Origin of the sequence: Pseudomonas sp. KSR10, from assembly GCF_022355455.1 — a bacterium.
GTDB classification, from domain to species: Bacteria; Pseudomonadota; Gammaproteobacteria; order Pseudomonadales; family Pseudomonadaceae; genus Stutzerimonas; species Stutzerimonas stutzeri_E.
In genome coordinates this window covers 20,470-42,147 of the sequence record NZ_JAKOEN010000016.1, presented here as the reverse complement: position 1 = coordinate 42,147, position 21,678 = coordinate 20,470, and the positions used below count along the sequence as shown (strand labels likewise).

18 protein-coding genes are annotated in these 21,678 nt (G+C 62.5%); 5 read left to right on the top strand and 13 right to left on the bottom strand.

All coding sequences use genetic code 11. The features are described from left to right. Window positions 1-258 precede the first annotated feature (258 nt). The 10 genes from tatA to MCB86_RS07110 all read right to left on the bottom strand — a co-directional run bounded on the left by tatA (window position 259) and on the right by MCB86_RS07110 (window position 11,010). Window positions 259-435 (bottom strand): twin-arginine translocase TatA/TatE family subunit, encoded by a 177-nt coding sequence (gene tatA / locus MCB86_RS07155; protein ID WP_239610554.1) that lies wholly within the window; start codon window positions 433-435, stop codon window positions 259-261. 53 nt (window positions 436-488) lie between these two features. After that, complete coding sequence (locus MCB86_RS07150; RefSeq protein ID WP_239610451.1) at window positions 489-1,043, bottom strand: nitrous oxide reductase accessory protein NosL; 555 nt, start codon at window positions 1,041-1,043, stop codon at window positions 489-491. 22 nt (window positions 1,044-1,065) lie between these two features. Beyond that, window positions 1,066-1,893, bottom strand: coding sequence for an ABC transporter permease subunit (locus MCB86_RS07145; RefSeq protein ID WP_239610450.1), 828 nt, complete (start codon window positions 1,891-1,893; stop codon window positions 1,066-1,068). Then, window positions 1,890-2,816, bottom strand: a complete 927-nt coding sequence (locus MCB86_RS07140; RefSeq protein WP_239610449.1) for an ABC transporter ATP-binding protein — start codon at window positions 2,814-2,816, stop codon at window positions 1,890-1,892. Before MCB86_RS07140 ends, MCB86_RS07145 begins: the two co-directional genes overlap by 4 nt. Beyond that, the gene (locus MCB86_RS07135; RefSeq protein ID WP_045163618.1) at window positions 2,813-4,120 is read right to left on the bottom strand and encodes a nitrous oxide reductase family maturation protein NosD; all 1,308 of its coding nucleotides are present in this window, start codon (window positions 4,118-4,120) and stop codon (window positions 2,813-2,815) included. The genes MCB86_RS07140 and MCB86_RS07135 overlap by 4 nt, the downstream gene beginning before the upstream one ends. 65 nt (window positions 4,121-4,185) lie before the next feature. Next, window positions 4,186-6,087: a TAT-dependent nitrous-oxide reductase gene (nosZ, locus tag MCB86_RS07130; RefSeq protein ID WP_045163619.1), complete on the bottom strand. Its 1,902-nt coding sequence runs from the start codon at window positions 6,085-6,087 to the stop codon at window positions 4,186-4,188. A gap of 55 nt (window positions 6,088-6,142) precedes the next feature. Further along, window positions 6,143-8,332, bottom strand: coding sequence for a NosR/NirI family protein (locus tag MCB86_RS07125; RefSeq protein WP_239610448.1), 2,190 nt, complete (start codon window positions 8,330-8,332; stop codon window positions 6,143-6,145). 304 nt (window positions 8,333-8,636) lie between these two features. Next, complete coding sequence (locus MCB86_RS07120; protein ID WP_045163621.1) at window positions 8,637-9,893, bottom strand: acyl-CoA dehydrogenase family protein; 1,257 nt, start codon at window positions 9,891-9,893, stop codon at window positions 8,637-8,639. A 259-nt stretch (window positions 9,894-10,152) separates the two neighbouring features. Continuing rightward, the gene (locus MCB86_RS07115) at window positions 10,153-10,593 is read right to left on the bottom strand and encodes a membrane protein (RefSeq protein WP_045163622.1); all 441 of its coding nucleotides are present in this window, start codon (window positions 10,591-10,593) and stop codon (window positions 10,153-10,155) included. Window positions 10,594-10,656: 63 nt separating this feature from the next. Then, on the bottom strand, window positions 10,657-11,010 hold the full coding sequence (locus tag MCB86_RS07110; protein ID WP_239610447.1) for a hypothetical protein: 354 nt from the start codon (window positions 11,008-11,010) through the stop codon (window positions 10,657-10,659). 197 nt (window positions 11,011-11,207) lie between these two features. Here MCB86_RS07110 and MCB86_RS07105 point away from each other — a divergent pair, with 197 nt between their 5' ends. The 3 genes from MCB86_RS07105 (at window position 11,208) to MCB86_RS07095 (ending at window position 14,454) form a co-directional block, all read left to right on the top strand. Then, window positions 11,208-11,609: a DUF488 family protein gene (locus MCB86_RS07105; RefSeq protein WP_045163624.1), complete on the top strand. Its 402-nt coding sequence runs from the start codon at window positions 11,208-11,210 to the stop codon at window positions 11,607-11,609. A 233-nt stretch (window positions 11,610-11,842) separates the two neighbouring features. After that, window positions 11,843-13,735: a DUF294 nucleotidyltransferase-like domain-containing protein gene (locus MCB86_RS07100; RefSeq protein WP_045163625.1), complete on the top strand. Its 1,893-nt coding sequence runs from the start codon at window positions 11,843-11,845 to the stop codon at window positions 13,733-13,735. After that, window positions 13,732-14,454: a 3'-5' exonuclease gene (locus MCB86_RS07095; protein WP_045163626.1), complete on the top strand. Its 723-nt coding sequence runs from the start codon at window positions 13,732-13,734 to the stop codon at window positions 14,452-14,454. Before MCB86_RS07100 ends, MCB86_RS07095 begins: the two co-directional genes overlap by 4 nt. Before the next feature lie 87 nt (window positions 14,455-14,541). Here the strand turns inward: MCB86_RS07095 and MCB86_RS07090 are convergent, their stop codons facing one another. From MCB86_RS07090 to MCB86_RS07080, 3 genes are all read right to left on the bottom strand, one after another. Next, window positions 14,542-16,182, bottom strand: coding sequence for a BCCT family transporter (locus tag MCB86_RS07090; RefSeq protein WP_045163627.1), 1,641 nt, complete (start codon window positions 16,180-16,182; stop codon window positions 14,542-14,544). A gap of 319 nt (window positions 16,183-16,501) precedes the next feature. Beyond that, the gene (locus MCB86_RS07085; RefSeq protein WP_275589451.1) at window positions 16,502-17,500 is read right to left on the bottom strand and encodes a TRAP transporter substrate-binding protein; all 999 of its coding nucleotides are present in this window, start codon (window positions 17,498-17,500) and stop codon (window positions 16,502-16,504) included. A gap of 364 nt (window positions 17,501-17,864) precedes the next feature. Beyond that, the gene (locus tag MCB86_RS07080) at window positions 17,865-18,857 is read right to left on the bottom strand and encodes a TRAP transporter substrate-binding protein (RefSeq protein WP_239610446.1); all 993 of its coding nucleotides are present in this window, start codon (window positions 18,855-18,857) and stop codon (window positions 17,865-17,867) included. A gap of 360 nt (window positions 18,858-19,217) precedes the next feature. Here MCB86_RS07080 and MCB86_RS07075 point away from each other — a divergent pair, with 360 nt between their 5' ends. Both MCB86_RS07075 and MCB86_RS07070 read left to right on the top strand, forming a co-directional pair. Then, window positions 19,218-20,168, top strand: a complete 951-nt coding sequence (locus MCB86_RS07075) for an NAD(P)/FAD-dependent oxidoreductase (RefSeq protein ID WP_239610445.1) — start codon at window positions 19,218-19,220, stop codon at window positions 20,166-20,168. 96 nt (window positions 20,169-20,264) lie between these two features. Beyond that, window positions 20,265-21,641, top strand: coding sequence for an L-serine ammonia-lyase (locus MCB86_RS07070; protein ID WP_239610444.1), 1,377 nt, complete (start codon window positions 20,265-20,267; stop codon window positions 21,639-21,641). The last annotated feature ends 37 nt before the right edge of the window (window positions 21,642-21,678 follow it).

The window sequence follows — 21,678 nt, the reverse complement described above, 5'->3', positions numbered from 1 at the left end:
CGCTGCGTTGTGCAGGTCGCACACTTCTTCTGTGGGAGCCGCGACCCGCGGCGAATGGCGCCAAGTCAGCACCGGAAAAGCTTCGCCCCGGGTCGGGGCTCCCACAAATCGAGCCCGTGCGTGACGCTGCGTTGTGCAGGTCGCACACTTTTTCTGTGGGAGCCGCGACCCGCGGCGAATGGCGCCAAGTCAGCGCCGAAAAGCCTCGCCCCGAGGGCGGTTCCTACAGGAAAAGCGCAAAGACAGTCGGTTGCGACGCTATTTCGGCTCGTGCTTGACCACATCGGCGGCGCTGCTGTCGCCGTCGTTCATTGACTTGCGAAAGCCACTGATCGCGCCGCCCAGGTCGGAGCCCAGGCCGCGCAGGCGCTTGGTGCCGAATAGCATGACCACGATCATCAGCACGATCAGGAGTTGCCAGATACTGATACCCATCATTGCAAATACCTCGTTTCAAGTTGTGTTGATCGGCCGGTGCCGACGGCCGATCAGTGGCCGCCGTGGGCCTGTTGATGATCGGTCATGTCCATGGACATGGTGGCTTGGGGTTGCAGCACAGCCTGGTCGATCTCGTCGAAGCGCAGCACCCGCCCACCTTGCTCGGCTGCCAGGCGCTGTGCGTCGGCTTCCTTGGCGAAGGTCGCCAGTACCGCGCCCATCGCGCCCTTTAGTTTCGTACCGGCCACATAGTAGGCGCTGGTTGCATCGATCAGGTAGTGATCATCGGGTTTCTCCCAACTGCTGCGGCCCATGTCGTGAACATAGAGCTTGGCCTGCAGCGTGCGGTTTTCCGGCTGCAACCACCAGCCGAGCAGTTCCGCGGTGGAACAGAATTTCCTCACCTTGCCCTTCTCCACCGCCTCTCCCTTGGGGCCGGGGAAATCGCTGATCGCCATGCCGCAAACGTGGCACTCATCGCTGGCATGGAAGGCCACCGGCGCCAGCGCCTGTTCGTTGGTCTCCGGCTCGTTGCAGGCAGCCAAACCCAACAGCAGCGCCGCGGTTAGCAGCAGTCGTGACGAACGGATGTATAGCGCATTCATGGTTACAGTTTCCTTCTCGTAGTCATGCCAAACGGCGGCGGAACACGCCATAGGCCAGTAGCAGCGAAACGCCCACCCAGAGCAGCAGGCATAGCCAGAGCGCGGCACCCGGTAGCGGCAGATCGCCGCCCAGCGACAACACACCCATGGCGTTGCCACCTTCGAAACCGGACAGATTGATCAGGCGGTAGATGTCGGCGGGGTTGAGCAGCAGCAACCAGGGCAGCGCCTCGGAGCTGAAGGTGCCCTCGCTGAGCACCAGCAGCGCCAGCAGGACCAGATCGAACACCAGCACGAAGAGAAACCACACGCCGAGCGCCAAGCCGGCCGCACTGGATTTCTCGCTGACCTTGCTGCTCAGCACATAGGCCATGGCCAGAAATACCCAGCCAAGCAGCGTCGAAGACACCATGAAGCGACCGAACGCCCAGAGCAGCAGGCCGATCTCGATGTCGTCGACCAGCACCGCGATGGCCAGCATCGCGCAGCCGAAGCCGATCAGCACCGCCAACGCCAGAATCAAGCCGTGGCCGACGAACTTGCCGAGCAGAATCTGCCCGCGCCCCAGCGGATAGGTCAGCAGCAGCATCAGGGTGCCGCCCTCGTCTTCGCCGACGATGGCATCGTAGGCCAGCAGCAGTGCGATCAATGGCATCAGAAAAGTCGCCAGACTGGCCAGGCTGGCGACCGTGGCCGGGATCGAGGTGAAGCCGAGCTGACCGGACGCCGCGGCGCCGAGCCAGGCGATGCCCACCGCCAGCACCGCGAACAGCAGACTGATCGCCAGCAGCCAGCGGTTGCGCAGGCCGTCGCTGAGTTCCTTACGCGCGATGTTCCAGACCTGGTTCATAGCGTGCCCTCCGAGGCCCGGACGTCGCCGGCGCGCTCCATGTAATAGCGGTACAGGTCCTCCAGCGAAGGCTGATGGATCTCGATGTCATCCGGCTCGCCTTCGCCGAGCAGCTCGCGCAGCAATGGCAGTTTGTGGCCGTTGATGGCGGAAACCTCGACGCTGCGCTCGCCCAGCGTGCGGGCCGGGTGACCGGCCGCATCCCAGCGCTGGACCCAGGCCGCGCCGTTGTCCATGCCGCTGGCACGGATGCGCACCGGCAGGCCCGCCTCGACACGCAATTGCGCCAGACTGCCGACCGCCTGCAAGCGGCCTTTAGCGAGGATTGCCGCGCGGTTGATGTGCGCCTCGACGCCAGGCAGCACGTGCGAACAGAGAATGATGCTGGTGCCGCGCTGACGCAGGCGGTCGATCAGCTGATACAGATCGCCGGTGGCAATCGGATCAAGGCCCACGGTAGGTTCGTCGAGCAGTAGCAGGCGCGGCTCGCCGAGCAGCGCCTGGGCCAGGCCGAGGCGCTGACGCATGCCCTTGGAATAAGTCTTGACCCGCCGGTCGGCCGCATGGGCGAGGCCCACCTGCTCCAGCAGATCGTCGACCTGTTTCAGCGGCGCGCTCTTCAATCGGGCGAAATGCCGGAGCGTTTCGCGGCCGCTGAGCTGCGGGTAGAAGGTCACGTTCTCAGGCAGATAGCCGAGCTGGCGGCGCACCGCCGGGTCGTTCGGCGCATGGCTCAGCACCCGCACCTGCCCTTCGCTGGGCATCAGCAGGCCGAGGATGAGCTTCATGCTGGTGGTCTTGCCGGCGCCGTTGTGGCCGAACAGGCCCAGCACCTCGCCCTCGCCGAGGGTCAGGTTCAGATCATGCAGCACGGTCATGCTTCCGTAACGCTGGTTCACGCCCTGGATATCTACAGCGCTCATGGCGTTGGCTCCTGCGTTTTGCTCATCAATGGTTCGGTTGGCGGCTTCATCAACGGATGGCTGTCTTGCACCCCAGGCGACTTGATGACCGGGAAGGCCCGTTGAACCCAGCGCAGCACCTCGATGCTCGGGCTGTTCATCAACAACCGCACCTGCGGGTAGAGCCACAACAGACGATCGACGTTGTCGTTGGGCTCGTAGGCTACGTCGCCCCGCCCATCATCGTTGCGGTCCCAGCCCAGGTAGTCGCTCCAGTAGTTGCCACGGCCGTCGATGGACCATTCCTGAGTGCGAGTGGCCACGTACTTGACCTGCTGCTGATTGTCGATAAAGGCATTGCCAGAGATGCGGTTGTCTTCCGAGCCCGCAGTCAGGTGGATGCCCAGCGCGCTTTTCTCGAAACGGTTGCCTGCGATGGTGTTGAACAAGGAGTTGTAGATGAACAGCGCCTTGCCCTCGGCGCCCGAGATCATGCTGTCGCCGGTCGAGCCGCTGCGCACGTCACTGACGACATTGTCGCGAATGGTCGAATAGGTGATGTAGTTCATCAGGATGCCGTAGTTCTCGTCCTGCTCGGAGCGGTTGCCGATGACCTCCAGCTTGCGGCTCTGCATCAGCGCATAACCGGTACGGGTTCGACGGGTGATGTTGCCGATCACCCGGTTGTCATTGGCGAACATGTAGTGCACCCCGTAGCGCAGATCCTCCAGCACGTTGTTCTGCAGCAGGTTGCCGTTGGAGGTGTCGATGTAGATGCCGTCACGGGTTTCGCGCACGTGGTTGCCGATCACCTGCGCGCCCTTCACGGCGTACAGGTGGATGCCGTTGCCGCGATCCTGCGAACGGATGTTCGGGTCGCCCTGGATGCGGTTGCCGATCAGGCTGACGTCGTGGGTGGAGTCGACCCAGACGCCCGAGCCCGGGCCCTGCATCCGGTTGTCCTCGATCACCGCGCCGTGCGCCTTCGGTCCGATGAACACGGCGGAATTGAGGTCGGTGAGGTTGTGCCCCCAATTGCGCAGGGCGCAGCCCTCGACGCTGACGTCGGGTGCGGTGATGGTCAGGGCGTTGCCCTCGCCTTGTGCGTCGATGACCGCACCGGGTTCGCAGCGGATCTGCAGCGACTCGTCGATACTGAACGAGCCGCTGTACTCACCGGCGGGCAAGCGCCAGCGCTGTTCGCCGTCCGCCTGTAACGGCAGCACGGTGATGGGTTGCGGGGCCGCCACGGCCACCCCGCAGAACAGTGCCAGCAGCAGCGCTGCCAGCGGTTGAAGCCTGGATATCGCCTGAGATCTGAGCACTGCGTTGTTCCTCTTCAGCTTCCAGGCAGGTGAAAGGCGGGAGCGATCGCCCCCGCCCGGTCGTGTTACGCCGGCTCGACCAGCATGCGGCCGACCATTTCCATGTGCAGCGCGTGGCAGAACCAGCTGCAGTAGTACCAGTGCAGGCCCGGCTTATCGGCAATGAAGGTGATGGACGAGGTCTGCTGCGGGCTGATCTCCATGCTCGCGCCGTGGTTGGTCATGACGAACCCGTGGGACACGTCCTCGATCTGGTCGATATTGGTGATGACCACGGTGACTTCGTCGCCCTGCTTGACGTTGAACTCGGTCAGGCCATAGGTCGGTGCCGACGAGGTCATGTAGACGCGCACCTTGTTGCCGTCGCGGATGACCTTGTTGTCGGTTTCCAGGGTGATGCCGTCCTTCTTCGCCATCTCGACGGTCGGCGCGAAGAATGGATCGTTGCGTTCCCAGATCTTGCGCGTCTTGATCTGGTCGCGACGGGCAAGGATGCAGTCGTGCGGCTCGGCGTAGGTCGGGCCGTCATGCACCAGTTTCATCTCGTCGCCGGAAATGTCGATCAGCTGGTCGTTTTCCGGGTGCAGCGGCCCGGTCGGGAGGAAGCGATCCTTGGAGAACTTGCACAGCGCCACCAACCATTGACCGTCGGCTTCGCTGGTTTCGGTCAGCGAGGCATGCAGGTGGCCCGGTTGATACTGCACATCGAGCTTCTGCTTGATGTAGTTGACCTTCTCGCCGTTGTAGGCGCGCACCGCGTCGGCCATGTTCCATTTGACCACCTGGCTGTCGATGAACAGCGTGGTGTAGGCATTGCCGCGACCGTCGAAGGTGGTGTGCAGCGGGCCGAGGCCCAGTTCCGGTTCGGCGGCGACCACATCGCGCGGATCCTTCAGCTTGCCATCGAACAGGTCATCGAGCTTGGCGATCTCGATCATGGTGACGGTCGGCGACAGCTTGCCGGCTGCGATGAAGTACTTGCCATCGGAGGACGTGTTGCAGCCGTGCGGGTTCTTCGGCACCGGAATGTAGCGGGTGAACTCGGAGCCTGCGCGACCGTCGACCACCGGCACCTTGGAATCACCGATGGTGCTGAACTTGCCGGCCTTGATGGCGGCCTCGATGCGCGGAATGTTGTACACCACGACCCAGTCGCGCTCGTTGCGCATCATGCCGCCCAGGTCGTAGGCCTTTTCCGAGTTGTAGCAGGTGGAGGCGGCATACTTGCCGGTGTAGTCGGCATCGGTGTTGTCCAGATTACCGTCGACGATGACCTGGAAGGCCATCTCCATCTTCTCGGCATCGATGACGTTGAACAGGGTGTAGGCGCTCTCGGCCTGCAGGTCGAAACTGCTGCCGTCATTGGGGTGCGGAATCACGAACTCGGCGTTGGCGAACACGTACTTGGTGTGCGGCACCTTTTGCAGACGCAGGCCGTGAATGGCCTGGACGTTGGGCACGGTGAGCATCTTGTCGCACTTCATGATGTCCAGACGGATCCGCGCGACGCGGCTGTTGGCCTTGTCATTGATGAACAGATATTTGCCGTCGTACTTACCATCGGTCATCGAGATATGCGGATGGTGGCAGTCGCCGTTCAGGTATTTCGCGCTGTCGCCCATGATGTGGCGGCTTTCGTTGGTCAGTCCCCAACCAGTGGCCGAATCGACGTTGAACACAGGGATACGCATCAGCTCACGCATCGACGGCACGCCCACCACGCGTACTTCGCCCTGGTGGCCGCCGCTCCAGAAACCGTAGTAATCGTCGAGCTCACCGGGCGCGACGTGGATCTTCGATTTCGCTTCCTTGACCGCAGCCGCCCACGACTCGCGCGTCATCACGCCGCCGGTCAGGGCCGTAGCCGCTACCACCGCGCCGGTCATGGCGCTGGCCCCGAGGAAGCCGCGGCGACTGAGGCCACTCTTCTCCAGCGCCTGGGGGTTCTTGGTTTCTTTGTCGCTCATGAGATTGCTCCTTAGGGGACAGCTTTTGGTCAGAGGATCATTGCGAGCTTTCGCGCTACGGCGCCTCGCTCGCGGGGTCCATCACTTGCACTACGGGAATCAGCGTCGGGCCGGCAGGGGCCTTCTTGCCGCGCTTGGTGCGCTTGTTCTTCAGAATCAGCGGCGGGCACTTGTTTTCGTTGTGGTAGGTCATCTGGCAATCGAGGCAGTAATGGCACTCGTTGGCATTGATGTGGCCGTCCGGATGAATCGCCTGGATTTCGCATTCCTTGGCGCACAGCTGGCAGGGGTTGCCGCATTCCTTGCGTCGCTTGAGCCAATCGAACAGGCGGAACTTGGTGGGGATCGCCAGCGCCGCGCCCAGCGGGCAGATGTAGCGGCAGTACACCTTGCGGGTGAAAACGTTGATGACCAGCAGCGCCACCGCGTAAGCGACGAACCACCACTGACGATCGAAGTGCAGGGTGATGGCCGTCTTGAACGGCTCCACCTCGGCGGCCTTCTCGGCCATCATCATCGACTCGAGCGAGATGCCGAACAGCACCAGCAGCACGATGTACTTGATCGCCCAGAGCCGCTCATGCACGGCAAACGGCAGTTCGTACTGCGGGATCTTCAGCTTGCGCGCGGCCTCGTTGATCAGCTCCTGCAGGGCACCGAAGGGACACAGCCAGCCGCAGAACACACCGCGTCCCCAGAGCAGGATGCTCGCCGCGGTGAAGGTCCAGAGAATGAAGATCACCGGGTCGGTGAGGAACAGCTCCCAGCGAAAATCCTGAAACAGCGCATGGACGAAGGTCAGCGCATTGACCACCGACAGCTGCCCTAAGGCGTACCAGCCGATGAACACTACGGTGAACACCAGGTAGCCGCGACGCAGCCAGTGCATGAAGCGTGGGCGCCGGGTAAAGGTGTCCTGCAGGAAAAGGATGACGGTCAGCAACGCCAGGGCGACCAGGATCACGCCGATCTGGAAGCTCTTCTGGTACCAGATGTTGACCCACATCGGCCGGCTGGCCTCCTCGGCCGCAGCCAGTTCCTCGGCACTCGGCTGCGGGCGATCGAGGTAGGCCTCGGGCATCTGGTACGGCAGCTCGAAACTGGTGAACACGCCGCTGACCGGGCCAGTCTGGCGCCGCACCAGCAGCTCCAGCGTCCAGGGTGAGCCGGGGTCGAAGGCGCTGTGCTGGCGGACAATGAACACGGCCATTTCACCGAAATCCGGCATGCCCTCGGCATAGACGTCATCGAGGCGCTGGAAGTCCATGTCGCGGAAGCTGATGACATTGCCAAACTGGCGCAGCTGCACCCGATCGAAGATGCCACCGCGCACGTACCCCGAGCCCTTGAAGGAATATTCGCCGCTGGCCATCACCGCGACGGCATGCTCGCCCGGCTTCAGCGCTCCCATGAGCGACTGGTACTGGCTGTCGCCCAGCAGGTTGCGGCCGATGGTCGGCGGGTTGATTTCGGCGGCATAGAGGTCGATGAAGGTCTCGTTGGCAGCTTCCGGGGCGGCTTCGTCGATGCCCTCGGCGTCGGTGCCCTTGAACGCCTGGTCGATGTCGCCCTTGGTCAGGTGCAATCGGCGGATCGCGCCGTTGCCGGTGAGCTCGCTCCAACTGGCCGGCTGATAGTCATCCTGGCGAATCGTGGCCGGTTTCTGCGTCGCGCCGCCCTTGTCCTCGACCAGCCCGAGCGATACCGCGACGTCGTGACCGGCACGCATGACGATCTCGTTGACCACCATCACAGTGACCGTGGCGCCGGTCACGGCATCGATGGTGACGGCCTTTTCGTCACTGGAATGGCCAACGACCACCCGCTGATCGATCTTGATGCCCTGGTACTTGGCGGTAAATGCGTGGAGCTTCTCCACCGGGATGCCCACCAGCAGAATCGGTTCGTGGTGCTCAAGCACATAGGCGTCGACTATCACGCCCTGCGGATCGAGCAGCACCTGGATATTGATCGGCTTGCCGGAATAGGCCGGAATGTCGACCACGTTGATGGTCTGGAAGGCGTAACCGAGCACCTCGTCACCCTTGCGGATGGTGCGCACCTGATAGTCGCCCTCGGGCGCGGAGAGGCTGGTGCCAGGAAAGAACTGTTCGAGTCGCTGCTGTTCGGCTTCGTATTCCTTGGCCTCGAGGGTTACGGCGCCCAACATCAACGTCATCAGCAGGGTGAAGCCAAGCCCCCATGCACGCCTGGCACCTACTGCGAGAGATAGACGGGACTTCATGACCTACCCACTTCACTTATCGAATGTGAAGCGATGGTAGGGAGTGGGTCGGGCGCTCTCCTTGACTCGGATCAAGCTTGCACGGGTAACCCTGATTGCATTGAGCCATGTCAACGAGACGGGATCTGGCGGAGCGCCGATAGTCTCGCGCCCGTCCGAAGCAAGAGCGGTTAGCTGGTCTGCTCGCGGTTCAGTCGCAATGACCATCGAGCATTGACCGTGGCGGTCTGGCGCTCACCGTGAATGAAGGATTCGCACCCGGTAGGATGGGCCGAGCGGCGTTCCGCTTCAGCCCACCAGCCAGCTACACGCCGTGACGTCCGGGCGGGGTGAGGTAGACCATGGTCGCACCGCGGGTGGCTTCGCTGGCCTTGATCTCCATCCGCGCAATGCTGCGCAGGTGCACCTGATCCGGACCGTCGGCGAAGCGCAGGGCACGGCCGGCGGTCCACATGTCGGCCAGCGGCGTATCGGGGGTCAGCCCCATGCCGCCATAGACCTGCATGGCGCGGTCGACTACCCGCGTCTGCATGCGCGGCACCAGCGCTTTGATCATTGCGATCTCTTTGCGCGCTGCCTTGGCACCGACTTCGTCGATCATCCAGGCGGTCTTGAGCACCAGCAGCCGCGCCTGTTCGATCTCGATACGCGACTCGGCGATCCAGTCGCTGATATTCGAATATTGTTGCAGGTACCTGCCGAACGCCTTGCGCTCCTGGCAGCGCTCGACCATCAACTCCAACGCCAGCTCGGCCATGCCGATCGAGCGCATGCAATGATGGATGCGCCCTGGGCCGAGCCGAGCCTGGGCCATCATGAAGCCCTGCCCTTCCTGGCCCAGCAAGTTGGTGGCCGGCACCCGCACGTTACGCAGCAGCAGCTCGCAGTGGCCTTCCGGCGCGACGTGGTTCATCACCGGGATATTGCGCACTCGCTCGACACCGGGCGTGTCGAACGGCACCAGGATCATGCTCTGCTGCCGATGGGTATCGGCGTCCGGGTCGGTCTTGCCCATGACGATGAGCAGCTTGCAGTTGGGGTGCGAGGCATTGGTGATGAACCACTTGCGACCGTTGATCACGTAGTCGTCGCCGTCGCGGCGGATCAGTGTCTGGATGTTGGTGGCATCGGAGGATGGCACGTCCGGCTCGGTCATGGCGAAGGCCGAGCGGATCTCGCCCTCGAGCAGAGGCTTGAGCCAGCGCTCACGCTGCGCCGGCGTGGCGAACAGGTGCAGCAACTCCATGTTGCCGGTGTCCGGCGCGTTGCAGTTGAACACCTCCGATGCCCAATGCACACGGCCCATGATTTCGGCCAGCGGGGCGTATTCGAGATTGCTCAGACCCGTGCCCGGTTCGTCCTCGCCGAGCGAAGGCAGGAACAGATTCCACAGCCCTTCAGAGCGTGCCAGCGCCTTCAGATCCTCCATGAACGACACCGGGTAGGCTCCGGCGGCGACCTCCATGTGCCAGGCGCCGTTACGCGGCACAACGTACTCATCCATAAAGGCCAGTAGCTGCTGGCGCAAGGCCTCAACACGTGGGCTGTAGGCGAAATTCATCGGATACCTCGTTGATCTGACGGGCAGGGATGCGCTGACGATAGGCGCGATGGGAGCCGAAACAAACAAGGCTAAAGCGGCTGAATCTGCCCACAATCACGCCAGCCGATAGCGCATGGGGATTGACCGAGGTCATCGCCGACCCTGTGTCGATGCAGTAGAGACGCGACTGGCATAAACCGCCCGATCGACAACAGGCACAAGCCGAAGGCCCGCAGTGAGGCCCGTTGGGGATAACGGCCTGGGCGGCCGCGGCCCGTTACCAGTGCAGGTAGAACATGCCCTTGGCCAGCAGCACGATGCCAATCATCTGGGCAAATATTGCCCAATGAACGCGCCGATAGCGCGCCGGCGTCATGCGCCCGCTGCGCAGCAACATCGCGACCAGGCCGAAGGTGAAGAACACCCCGATCGCCAGCAGGATTTTCAACGACAACAACGTCGCGAAGCTGCTGGAGAAGGGATCGGCGAGTGCTTGGCGGTGATGCCAGGCCAGGCCGATGCCGGCGCCATAGACGAACACCACCACCCAGTGCAGCACCACCCGCAGGCGAGCACTGACCGCCTTGTCGACGGTCTGCATGGTCGCCGGCTCGATCTGCTGGCGCACCCGGGCGAGCACGGCGACCTCGACGAACAGCGCGCCGATAAAGAAGATCGCCGCCAGTAGATGCGTGATGTGTAACAAGGAGTAGCTCATCTCGGCTCCTTCGCGTCTGATGCCGGCCAGCCTATCAGAACGGCAGACCTGCGCTGCGGGGCCCTAGCGGTTGTCTGCGCTGATGAGCGTGCCGTCGCGTTGTACCTGCTCCCCGGCGACCAGGCCATTGTGAGAACTGCGTAGGCGTGATTGGCTGCCATCTTCGTGCTCAACAACATAGAGCGTCTGTTCGAGCCCCGCCGCCTTCTGCACGCCCTGCCCGGCAAAATAGCCCAAGCCACCGCCGACCAGCGCGCCGATTGGCCCACCGGCAGCGGCCCCGAGCATGAATCCACTGAGCCCGCCGAAACCGCCGCCGACGACGCGGTCCTCTTGCGCCGTTACCACCGAATCAGCGACAGCCAGCGAGCTGGACAATAGGGTTGCACAGGTAACCAAAGCGACTAGATTTTTCATGCGATGCTCCTTCAAGGTGTTGTGTCGTTCCCTTGATGACAATCACGAAGCGTGCCGCTTTTAATTTCTTTATTTTTCAAACACCTGAAACAGGTGATGTACTTTTTACCCCCATCCATATGGTTATAACGACCTAGCGATAAGTTTTTTTAACCCTTATTTGATCGCCTTATATTTCATGCTGATGGAGCCGGCCGATGATCCGCTGCAAACGCGCCTACGAGACTCCGGAACCCAACGATGGACATCGTGTGCTGGTTGATCGGCTCTGGCCGCGAAACCTGCGCAAGGAAGCGCTGGCGCTGGATGACTGGCGCAAGGATCTGGCGCCCTCGACCGAGCTGCGACGCGCGTTCAAGGCAGGCGAAAAGGTATACGAGACCTTTCGAGACGATTACCGGCGAGAGTTGGCGGGCCACCCGGAGCACTGGTGGCCGCTACTGGACATCGCCACTAAAGGCCCGCTGACGCTGATCTACGCCGCCCGCGACGAGCAGCAGAACAACGCGCGAGTACTGGCCGAATGGCTGGAGGAAGAGCTGGAACGGCGTGGCGCGCCGAGTTCGCCGACCTGCTATGCCGGCGAGCGGATGGCGTGAGGGGCAGGGTTGCGGTTGACCGTCAGCGCACGCATCACGTCGGCTCTGATTTGCGCGTCATACGACGGCCATAGGACAGGATCTCCTCGCACCAGCATTCAAACGAACCCGAGCGCGCCACCGAACGACATGCAGCTGCCAGCCAACGACTCGCGCCACCGCGCCCCGACGCTGAGAGCCGCGGCTATGGTTCAATGCATTCAATAGCGTGAGCGTGCTGCCAGGAGATTTGCATGCAGGTCGAGCTGATAGAGATACGCGACCACCTGAGTCGCTTCGCCCCCTTCGACGGACTGCCGGACGACACCCTCGACGAAATCGCCCGGCAGGTCGAGGTCAGCTATTTCAAGGCCGGCAGCGACATCCTCCGCTATGGCGAACCGATCGAGGACCTGCACTACATTCGCAGCGGCGCGGTGGAAATCTACCGGCGCAACGGCGAGCTGTACAACCGCCTGTCCGAGGGTGAGGTGTTTGGCCAGTTCGGCCTGCTGCGCGGGCACAGGGTGCGCCTGCCGGCACGGGCGATCGAAGACAGCCTGATCTACTTCATTCCCGGCCAGCTGTTCGAACAGCTGTGCGAGGCGCATGACGCCTTCGCCGACTTCGTCGAGGCCGAAGGTCAGTCGCGGTTGAAGCCGGAAGAGCCGAACGGCAAGGCCAGCGAGCTGATGAAGATCAAGGTGCGCAAGCTGATCACCCGGCGCACCGTCAGCGTACCGCTGGGCACCAGCGTGCAGGAGGCGGCGCAGGTGATGACCGAACATGGGGTCTCCTCGCTGGTGATCCTGGGCCCACCAGCGACCGCTTCCGCGCCGTCCAGCATCCAGATTATGACCGGCATCACCACCGATCGCGACCTGCGCACTCGAGTATTAGCCGAAGGCCTGGCACTGGATACCCCGGTCGACCAGGTGATGTCACCCAACCCGATCACCATTCAGGCCGACGACTCGGTATTCGAGGCGATGCTGTGCATGCTGCGCCATAACATCCATCACCTGCCGGTGATGCATCGCCAGCGCCCGGTTGGGGTGATCAACCTGTCGGACATCATCAAGTACGAATCGCAAAGCAGCCTGTATCTGGTCAACAGCATCTTCAACAAGCAATCGGTGGCCGAACTGCAGGCCCTGCTGCCGGACCTGCGCGCAACCTTCCTGCGCATGGTCAATGAAGAGGCCACCGCGCACATGATCGGCAGCGCCATGTCAGGGATCGGCCGCAGCCTGACCCATCGCCTGCTGGAACTGGCCGAGGAACGGCTGGGACCACCGCCGGTGCCCTACTGCTACATGGTCCTGGGATCCATGGCGCGTGACGAACAGCTGATCGTTACCGACCAGGACAATGCCCTGGTAATCGACAACCGCTTCGACCCGCGAATCCACGACGAATATTTCCTCCAGTTGGCGAGCTTCGTCAGCGACGGTCTGGCTGCCTGCGGCTACAGCTACTGCAAGGGTGGGATCATGGCCAGCAACCCCAAGTGGCGCCAGCCGTTGAGGGTCTGGAGAAGTTATTTCACCCAGTGGATCGAGCAGCCCAACCCGGAAACCCTGCTCAACAGTTCGATCTTCTTCGACCTCGACAGTGTTTACGGCGAGGCCAGCCTGGTGGAAGGCCTCAAGGATCTGATTGCGCAGAAAGCCAGCAGCAACCCGCTGTTTCTCGCCAGCCTGGCACGCAACGCGCTCAACCGCACACCACCGCTGGGCTTCTTTCGCACCTTCGTGATGGAAAAGGACGGCCAGCAGAACAACATCATCAACCTCAAGGGCCGCGGCACCGCGCCTCTGACCGACCTGATCCGGGTACACGCCCTGGCCGTCGGCTCCAAAGCCCAGAACTCGCTGGAGCGCCTGGACGCCATCGCCGCCACCAAACTGTTGACCGAAGACGCCATCACCCAGCTGCGCAATGCCCTGGAGTTCCTCTCGATCGTGCGCATCCGTCATCAGGCCATGGACCTGCTGGAGGGGCGCGAGCCGGATAACTACATAGAACCGGAAAAGGTGTCAGCCAACGAACGACACAACCTCAAGTCGGCCTTCCAGGTGTTGAGCAATGCGCAGCAGTTCCTGCGCTTCCGCTACCCTGGTCAAGCTCAAAGCCGACCACTATGAAGCGTAACGCCCATACGCCAACCCCCGATTGGCCAAGCCTGTTCGCCCAACTGGCGCAAACGGCCCGCGATCCACGCCTGGTACGCTTCTACCAAGCCGGCACGGTCAGCGCCGACACGCCCCTGGAGCAGGTGCCCTTGCTCGCGTTGGATGTCGAGACCACCGGCCTGGACAGTCAGCGCGACTCGATCGTCAGTCTCGGCCTGGTGCCCTTCGACCTGCGCCGCATCCGCTGCCGCGAGGCCAGTTACTGGGTGGTCAAACCGATTTGCGAGCTGAGCAGCCAATCGGTCACCTTCCATCACATCACCCATTCGGATATCAGCGAGGCGCCACGACTGGCCACCGTGCTCGACGAGCTGCTCGCCGCCATGGCCGGCAAGATCGTGGTGGTGCATTACCGCAACATCGAACGGGGTTTTCTAGACCAAGCGGTGCGCCACCTGCTGGGTGAAGGGCTGCAATTCCCGGTGATCGACACCATGCAGCTTGAAGCACGGCTGCATCCGCGCCGACGCCGGCCCGGCTGGCTGCGCCGTCTGATCGACAAGCAGCGGCCGGTATCGATCCGGCTGGCCGACAGCCGTCTGCGCTACGGCTTGCCGCTGTACCAGGCACACCATGCCCTGACCGACGCCCTGGCCACCGCCGAACTGCTGCAGGCGCAGGCGGCCAGGCACTATCCACCGACGACGGCGGTGGGCGATCTCTGGAACTAAAAAAACGCGACCGCCATGGGTCGCGTTTCTTTGTAGAACACTGGGGTACACACCTGATCGGCATGCACCCCCGGATACGTCCGTTAACTACCGCGGCTCACTCATCAAACCTTTGACGATGGACACGCAGCCCACCAGCAGCACGATGGTAAACGGCAGACCAGTCGATACCGCCATGGCTTGCAACGCGACCAGGCCGCCCCCGAGCAGCAAGGAAATGGCCACGATTCCCTGCAACACGGCCCAGAACGCCCGCTGCGGAACCGGCGCGTTGACCTTGCCGCCGGCGGTGATGGTGTCGATCACCAGGGAACCGGAGTCCGACGAGGTGACGAAGAACACCACCACCAGCACGATTCCGACAAAGGAGCTGATCTGCGTCAGCGGCAGCTCGCCGAGCATGGCGAACAGTTTCAGTTCCAGCGCCGCATCCTGCACCCCGGTGAAGCCATCGGTGACGAACTGGCCGAGGGCCGTGCCGCCGAACGCGGTCATCCACAGTACCGATACCAGCGACGGTACCAGCAGCACGGCGATCAGGAATTCACGTACGGTACGGCCGCGGCTGACCCGGGCGATGAACATGCCGACGAAGGGCGACCAGCTGATCCACCAGGCCCAGTAAAACGCTGTCCAGCCCTGGCTGAAGTTGGCGTCGTCGCGACCGATCGGATTGGACAGTGCCGGCAAGTTGGTCAGGTAGCTGCCCAAGTTACTGAAGAAGCCGGTCACGATCGCCAGGGTCGGCCCGACTACGATGATGAAGAACAGCAGCAACAGGGCCAGCACCATGTTGATTTCCGACAGGCGCTTGACCCCCTTGTCCAAGCCAGCCAGCACCGACATCAGGGCGATCACGGTGATACCAGCTACCAGCAGAACCTTGCTGGTGTCCGTATTGGGCATGTCGAACAGGAACTCGAGACCGGCCGCTGCCTGTTGCGCACCCAGGCCCAGCGAAGTGGCCAAACCGAACAGGGTCGCGAACACCGCCAGGATATCGATGATATGGCCCGGCCAACCCCACACCCGCTCACCGAGCAGCGGGTAGAAGATCGAGCGGATGCTCAACGGCAATCCCTTGTTGAAGGAGAACAGCGCCAAGGCCAAGGCCACGATGGCGTAGATTGCCCAGGGGTGCAGGCCCCAGTGGAAGATGGTGGCAGCCATACTCAGGCTGGCAGCAGCCTGGGCATCGCCCGCCGCGGCGCCCAGGGGAGCCCAGTCGGTTCGCACGCCATTCTCGACGGTGGTTCCCCCCATGGCCGTGGAGAAATGCGACATGGGTTCGGCGACGCCGTAAAACATCAGGCCGATGCCCATGCCGGCGGCGAACAGCATGGAGAACCAGCCCGTGTAGGAATAATCCGGGGTCGCGTCCCTGCCGCCCAGGCGTACCCTGCCCAACGGCGAAAGGATCAGCCCCAGGCACAGCAGGACGAAAATGTTCGCCGAGCCGAGAAAGAACCAGGCCAGATTGCTGGTCAGCCAGTCGCGAAGCGCAGTGAACAGCGGCTCGACATCGCTGCGCAGGGCGAGCGTAACGACCACGAAAAGCACGATGGTCAGGGCGGAGATAGTGAAAACCTTGCCATGAATGTCGAAAAACTTGCGTTTGATGTTGTCCTGACCGATGACGTAGTCGGTATCGATCAGGTTGGCCGCCCCGGTCGGGGCGGGGATACTCTCCACGGCCGACGCCGTGTTCTTTCCAGGATTAGTCGCCACCTGCTGTTCTCCTTATTCTTGGTTGGCACTTCGAAACACACGCACAACGGACGAACAAGCCCCCTGTTGCAACCGGGCTGGTTCCGCCTGCTAGATGATGCTAGCAGCCAGGTATCAAGCCCAACGTTCAGGGACCGGCATCGACAAGCTTAGAACCGTCAGGCGGCGGGGCGGGGCTTGACAACGCGTTAGTCTGCTGATGCACCGCGGCAAACGTCCGGCGTGGACAGGCCACAAGGAGAGGAAAGAAGGGGAACGGAAGCGGCGCGGGTGCGCCGAGCTCGCCGCACGGCAGTGCCGGCGAGCGGAAGGCACGAGGTTAGCGTTTGCGATTGACCGTCAGTGCTGCGCGGATTACGTCTGCACCGATTTGCGCTTCATAGGACTGCCACACCGGCATCATCTTCTCGCGCCAGGCCTGACGCTGCTCCGGCGTGAGTGTGATCAGCTTGCTGCTGCCACTGGCGAGGATGCGGTCACGGTCACGCTGGTTCAGCGCCGCAGCCTCACGGTTCACCGCCTGGGTCACTTCGAGAATGATGCCCTCGAGTTCCGAGCGCACCGCAAAGGGCATGCTCATCCAGAACTTCGAACTGGTCACCAGCATGTAGTTGAGCACCCCGTGATTGCTCTCGGTGATGAACGGCTGGACCTTGTGCATGTTCTGGCTGGCAATGTTCGACCATGGGTTCTCCGCGCCCTGGACCACGCCAGCCTGGAGCGACTTGTACACCTCGGCGAAAGGCAGCACCACCGGCTTGGCCCCAACCGCGTTGAACTGCGCTTCCAGTACCGCCGAAGGCTGTACGCGAAACGCCAATCCGGCGGCATCTTCGGGCAGATGCAACGCCTTGGTGGCGGAAAGCTGCTTAAGGCCGTTGTTCCAGTACGCCAGGCCATAGATGCCGGAGTCGGCCATCGAGCGCAGCAATTCACGGCTCATTTCGCGCTTCTGGAAGCGCTGAACCGCCGCTTCGTCATCGAACAGGAAGGGCAGATCGAAGACCTGCAACTTGTTCGTGTACTTGCCGAACTTGGACAGCGAAGGCGCGAGGATCTGGACGTCGTTGTTCAGCAGCGCCTGCATCTCGTCGGCATCGCCAACCAATGTCGAATTCGGATAGACCTCGACCTTGACCTTGCCACCCAGGCGCTCATGCACCAGCTTCTGAAACAGCAATGCCCCTTTGCCCTTGGGCGTGTCATCGGCCACCACGTGAGCGAACTTGATGACGAACGGCTCGCCTTCGGCCGCCATGACCGAGGCACTCAACCCACACATAACTGCGACCAGCGCAGCGACACAAGACTTGAACATCTACCCCCCAACGGGAAAAGCCCGAAGCGACACCTTGTGGGCACCGTTCGAGTGGTTAGTCGACAACGATAAGGCCTGACTCACGCAGCGGCGTGGTCGGTTCGTTTTTTCAGTTCGAGTTGGCCAGATCATCTCGACTGCGGCGGTCGGCGGCTGGCCTTTATTGGAATGCGGTTGGCGAAAAGCAGAGCGCTAGAGCCTTTACCAACCGAGCGGAAGTCTTCGCGATCACCGGGCGTGGCACAAGGCCAGAAAGTCCAACCAGCTCTCAAAACGACACATTGGTTGAGCGCGCGAATGAGTGCGCGCTCGGCAGGAGTGCTGAAGCATCGGCGCCTCCATACGGACGCCGGCGCAGACCGCGTTAGCGGCGATTGACCGTCAGCGCCGCGCGCATGACGTCGGCGCCGATCTGCGACTCGAAGGATTTCCATACCGGCTGCATCTTGTCTCGCCAGGCCTGGCGCTGCTCGGCGGTTAGCGTAACGAGCGTGCTGCTGCCGCTGGCCAGAATGCGTTCACGCTCGCGCTGGTTGATTGCCGCGGCTTCTGCATTCACGGTCTGTGTCACTTCGAGCAGGATGTTTTCCAGCTCGGAGCGCACCGCAAAAGGAATGCTGGTCCAGAATTTGGAGTTAGTCACCAACATGTAATTGAGCACGCCATGATTGGTCTCGGTGACGTAGCTCCGTTTAATGCCCGCGTTCTGTCCGCGCATGTTGGACCAGGGGCCTTCAGTGCCTTGCACCGTACCGCTTTGCATGGCTTTTGCCACTTCGGCAAACGGTAACCGGATGGTCTTGGCATCCACTGCCGCGAACTGCGCCTCGAGCACCGATGAGGGCTGAATACGGAACGCCAGACCCGCCGCGTCCGCCGGGCTGCGCAATGGCTGGCTGGCCGACAACTGTTTGAGGCCGTTATTCCAATAAGCCAGACCGTAGATCCCACGGTGGGCCATCGAGCGCAGCAGCTCGCGGCTCATCTCGCGCTTCTGGAAGCGCGCCACTGCCGCCTCGTCATCGAACAGAAACGGCAGGTCGAAGACTTCCAGCTTCGGTGAGTACTCGGTGAACTTGGACAGCGAGGGCGCCAGCATCTGCACCTTGTTATCCAGCAGCGCCTGCATCTCATCGGCGTCGCCAACCAGCGTCGAGTTCGGATAGACCTCGACCTCCACCGCGCCAGCGAGCCGCTCGCGAACCAGTTTCTGGAACAGCAAGGCGCCCTTGCCCTTTGGCGTGTCGTCCGCGACCACATGGGCGAACTTGATCACAATGGGCTCCGCGGCGCTGGCCATTGGCGCGAACAACAGGAAAAGCGCCGTACAAGGCGCAACGAAGAATGATTTGAACATTTTGACCCCCACGGGAAATAAGCTCGATGCGGCGCCTCGTGAGCACCGTTCGAGTGGTGTATTGCGGTTCGATATGCGTTCAGCCGGAACCTGTTGTGGTACGCCTGAATGGGTAAAGCGGGGTGACCAGAGCACCGCGACGAATCGCAGGCTGGCCTTTATTGGAATGGCGATGACCGGTCAGTACGGATTGAATCCGCCCAGTCACCGAGCGGCGCAGTTTTGGCCATCAGACGCTCTAGCACAAGGGTTGAAGGTCCGATCAGCTCTCAAAACGGAACATTTCACTCATCGGAAGAAGCGAACTTTCAAATCGCCCGCCACTTCTACAGGCAACATCCCCAGCCATTCCGATCTGCCATGAACGACGTTTCGACCCCACCGCCGCCGAACCCCGACCTGATCGACTGCCTGGTTATTGGCGGGGGGCCGGGCGGACTGACCGCTGCGCTCTATCTGGCGCGCTTTCGCCGTAGCTGCAGGGTGGTCGATGCAGGCTCCAGCCGCGCCTCATGGATACCGCGGTCGCATAACTACCCAGGCTTCCCGCCAGGCATCAACGGCAACGATCTGTTGATTCGTCTGCGTGAACAGGCCCGCAGCTACGGCGCAGAGCTTGAGCATGGTCGGGTCGAACACATCGAGCCCCACGCCGATGGCTTCAGCGTGCGCTACGGGGACAAAAGCTGTGTGACCCGGCGGATCATTCTGGCCACCGGCATCGAAGATACCTTGCCGGACATGCCGGATGTCGAGCAGGCCATCGGCGATGGCAAGCTGCGGCTGTGCGCCATCTGCGATGGCTACGAGGTCAACGGCGACAACGTCGCGGTCTACGGCGAGGCGGAATGCGCCATCGGCCATGCGGTGTTTCTACGCACCTTCACCGACCAGGTCACGGTGGTGGTGCATGGCGAGCAGGATGCCTGCGACCAAGCCATCGCCCTGGCCGAGCATTACGACGTGCACCTGATCAGCGATCGCGTCGAAGCGCTGCGCCCTTGCGCAACCGGAATCGAGATGATCACCTGCCGAGGCGACACCTATCATTTCGACATCGTCTACCCTTGTCTGGGCGCGCGCTTTCGTTCGGAACTCGCCCAGCAACTGGATGTGGGTTGCAATGATGACGGCGGCATACGCGTGGACGAGCATATGCAAACCTCGGTGCGCGGGCTTTACGCCATTGGCGACGTGACCCAGGGCCTGAAACAGATGAGTGTCGCCGTTGGTCAGGCCGCACAGGCCGCCACGGCGGTGCACAACAGCCTGGAAGCCAAGCCCTGGGGCGGCTCGGCGGCGACGCGCTGAAACCACCCCCATTCACCGTCGCAGTGACGCGATTGCAACAGCTGAGCGGCATCGAGGGTCTAGGCTCAATATACGTCTGTTCGCCCGGAGCCTGTCATGTCACTCAGTGTATTCGACCTGTTCAAGATCGGTATCGGCCCGTCCAGCTCACACACGGTGGGGCCGATGCGCGCGGCGCTGCGGTTTGCCGAAGGCCTGCGCGATGACGAGCTGCTGAGCGCCACCGAGCGCGTCAGGGTCGAGCTATACGGCTCGCTCGGCGCCACCGGCAAGGGCCACGGCAGCGACAAGGCGGTGATCCTCGGGCTCGAAGGCGAGCTGCCGGAGGCCGTCGATACCGACAGCATCCCGCAGCGCATGGCGGCCATCCGTGAGTCCCACGAGCTGCGACTGCTGGGCGAGAAACCGATTAGATTCGAAGTCAGCAACGACCTGCAGTTCATCCGCAAACCGCTGGCCTATCACCCCAACGGCATGATTCTGCGCGCCTTCGATGGCGCCGGGTTGCAACTGCGCAGCCGCGAATACTATTCAGTGGGCGGCGGTTTCGTGGTCGACGAACAGGCAGCCGGCAGCGACCGTATCGTCGAAGATCGCACACCCCTGCCCTACCCGTTCCGTAGCGCCGCCGAGTTACTGGCGCTGTGCGGTGAACAGGGTCTGTCGATCAGCGAACTGATGCTTGCCAACGAGGCCGCATGGCGCCCGGAAGCCGAAACCCGTGCCGGCCTGCTGAAGATCTGGCAAGTCATGCAGGACTGCGTCAAGGCCGGATGCCGCACCGAAGGGGTGATGCCCGGTGGGCTCAAGGTGCAACGGCGCGCGGCCGGCCTGTATCGGCAGCTCAGCGAGCATCCCGAAGCCAGCCTGCGCGATTCGCTCAGCGTGCTCGACTGGGTCGATCTCTATGCGCTGGCAGTGAATGAGGAAAATGCTGCCGGCGGGCGCGTAGTCACCGCACCGACCAACGGTGCGGCCGGAATCATCCCGGCGTTGCTTCATTACTATGTGCGTTTCATCCGCGGCGCCAACGAAGACGGGGTCGTACGGTTTCTACTCACCGCCGCGGCGATCGGCATCCTATATAAGGAAAACGCGTCGATCTCCGGCGCCGAAGTCGGTTGCCAAGGCGAGGTCGGCGTCGCCTGCTCGATGGGCGCGGGCGCGCTCTGCGAAGTGCTGGGCGGCAACCCTAGACAGGTCGAGAATGCCGCCGAAATCGGCATGGAGCACAACCTCGGGCTGACCTGCGACCCGGTCGGCGGCCTGGTGCAGGTGCCCTGTATCGAGCGCAACGCGATGGGCGCGGTCAAGGCGATCAACGCCGCGCGGATGGCGCTGCGTGGTGATGGCAGCCACTTCATCTCGCTGGACAAGGTGATCCGCACCATGCGCCAGACGGGCGCGGACATGAAAAGCAAATACAAGGAAACCGCCCGTGGAGGCCTGGCGGTCAATATCATCGAATGCTGAGCCGCCCGGCTCGTCGCATCGCCCTGCAAAATGCGCC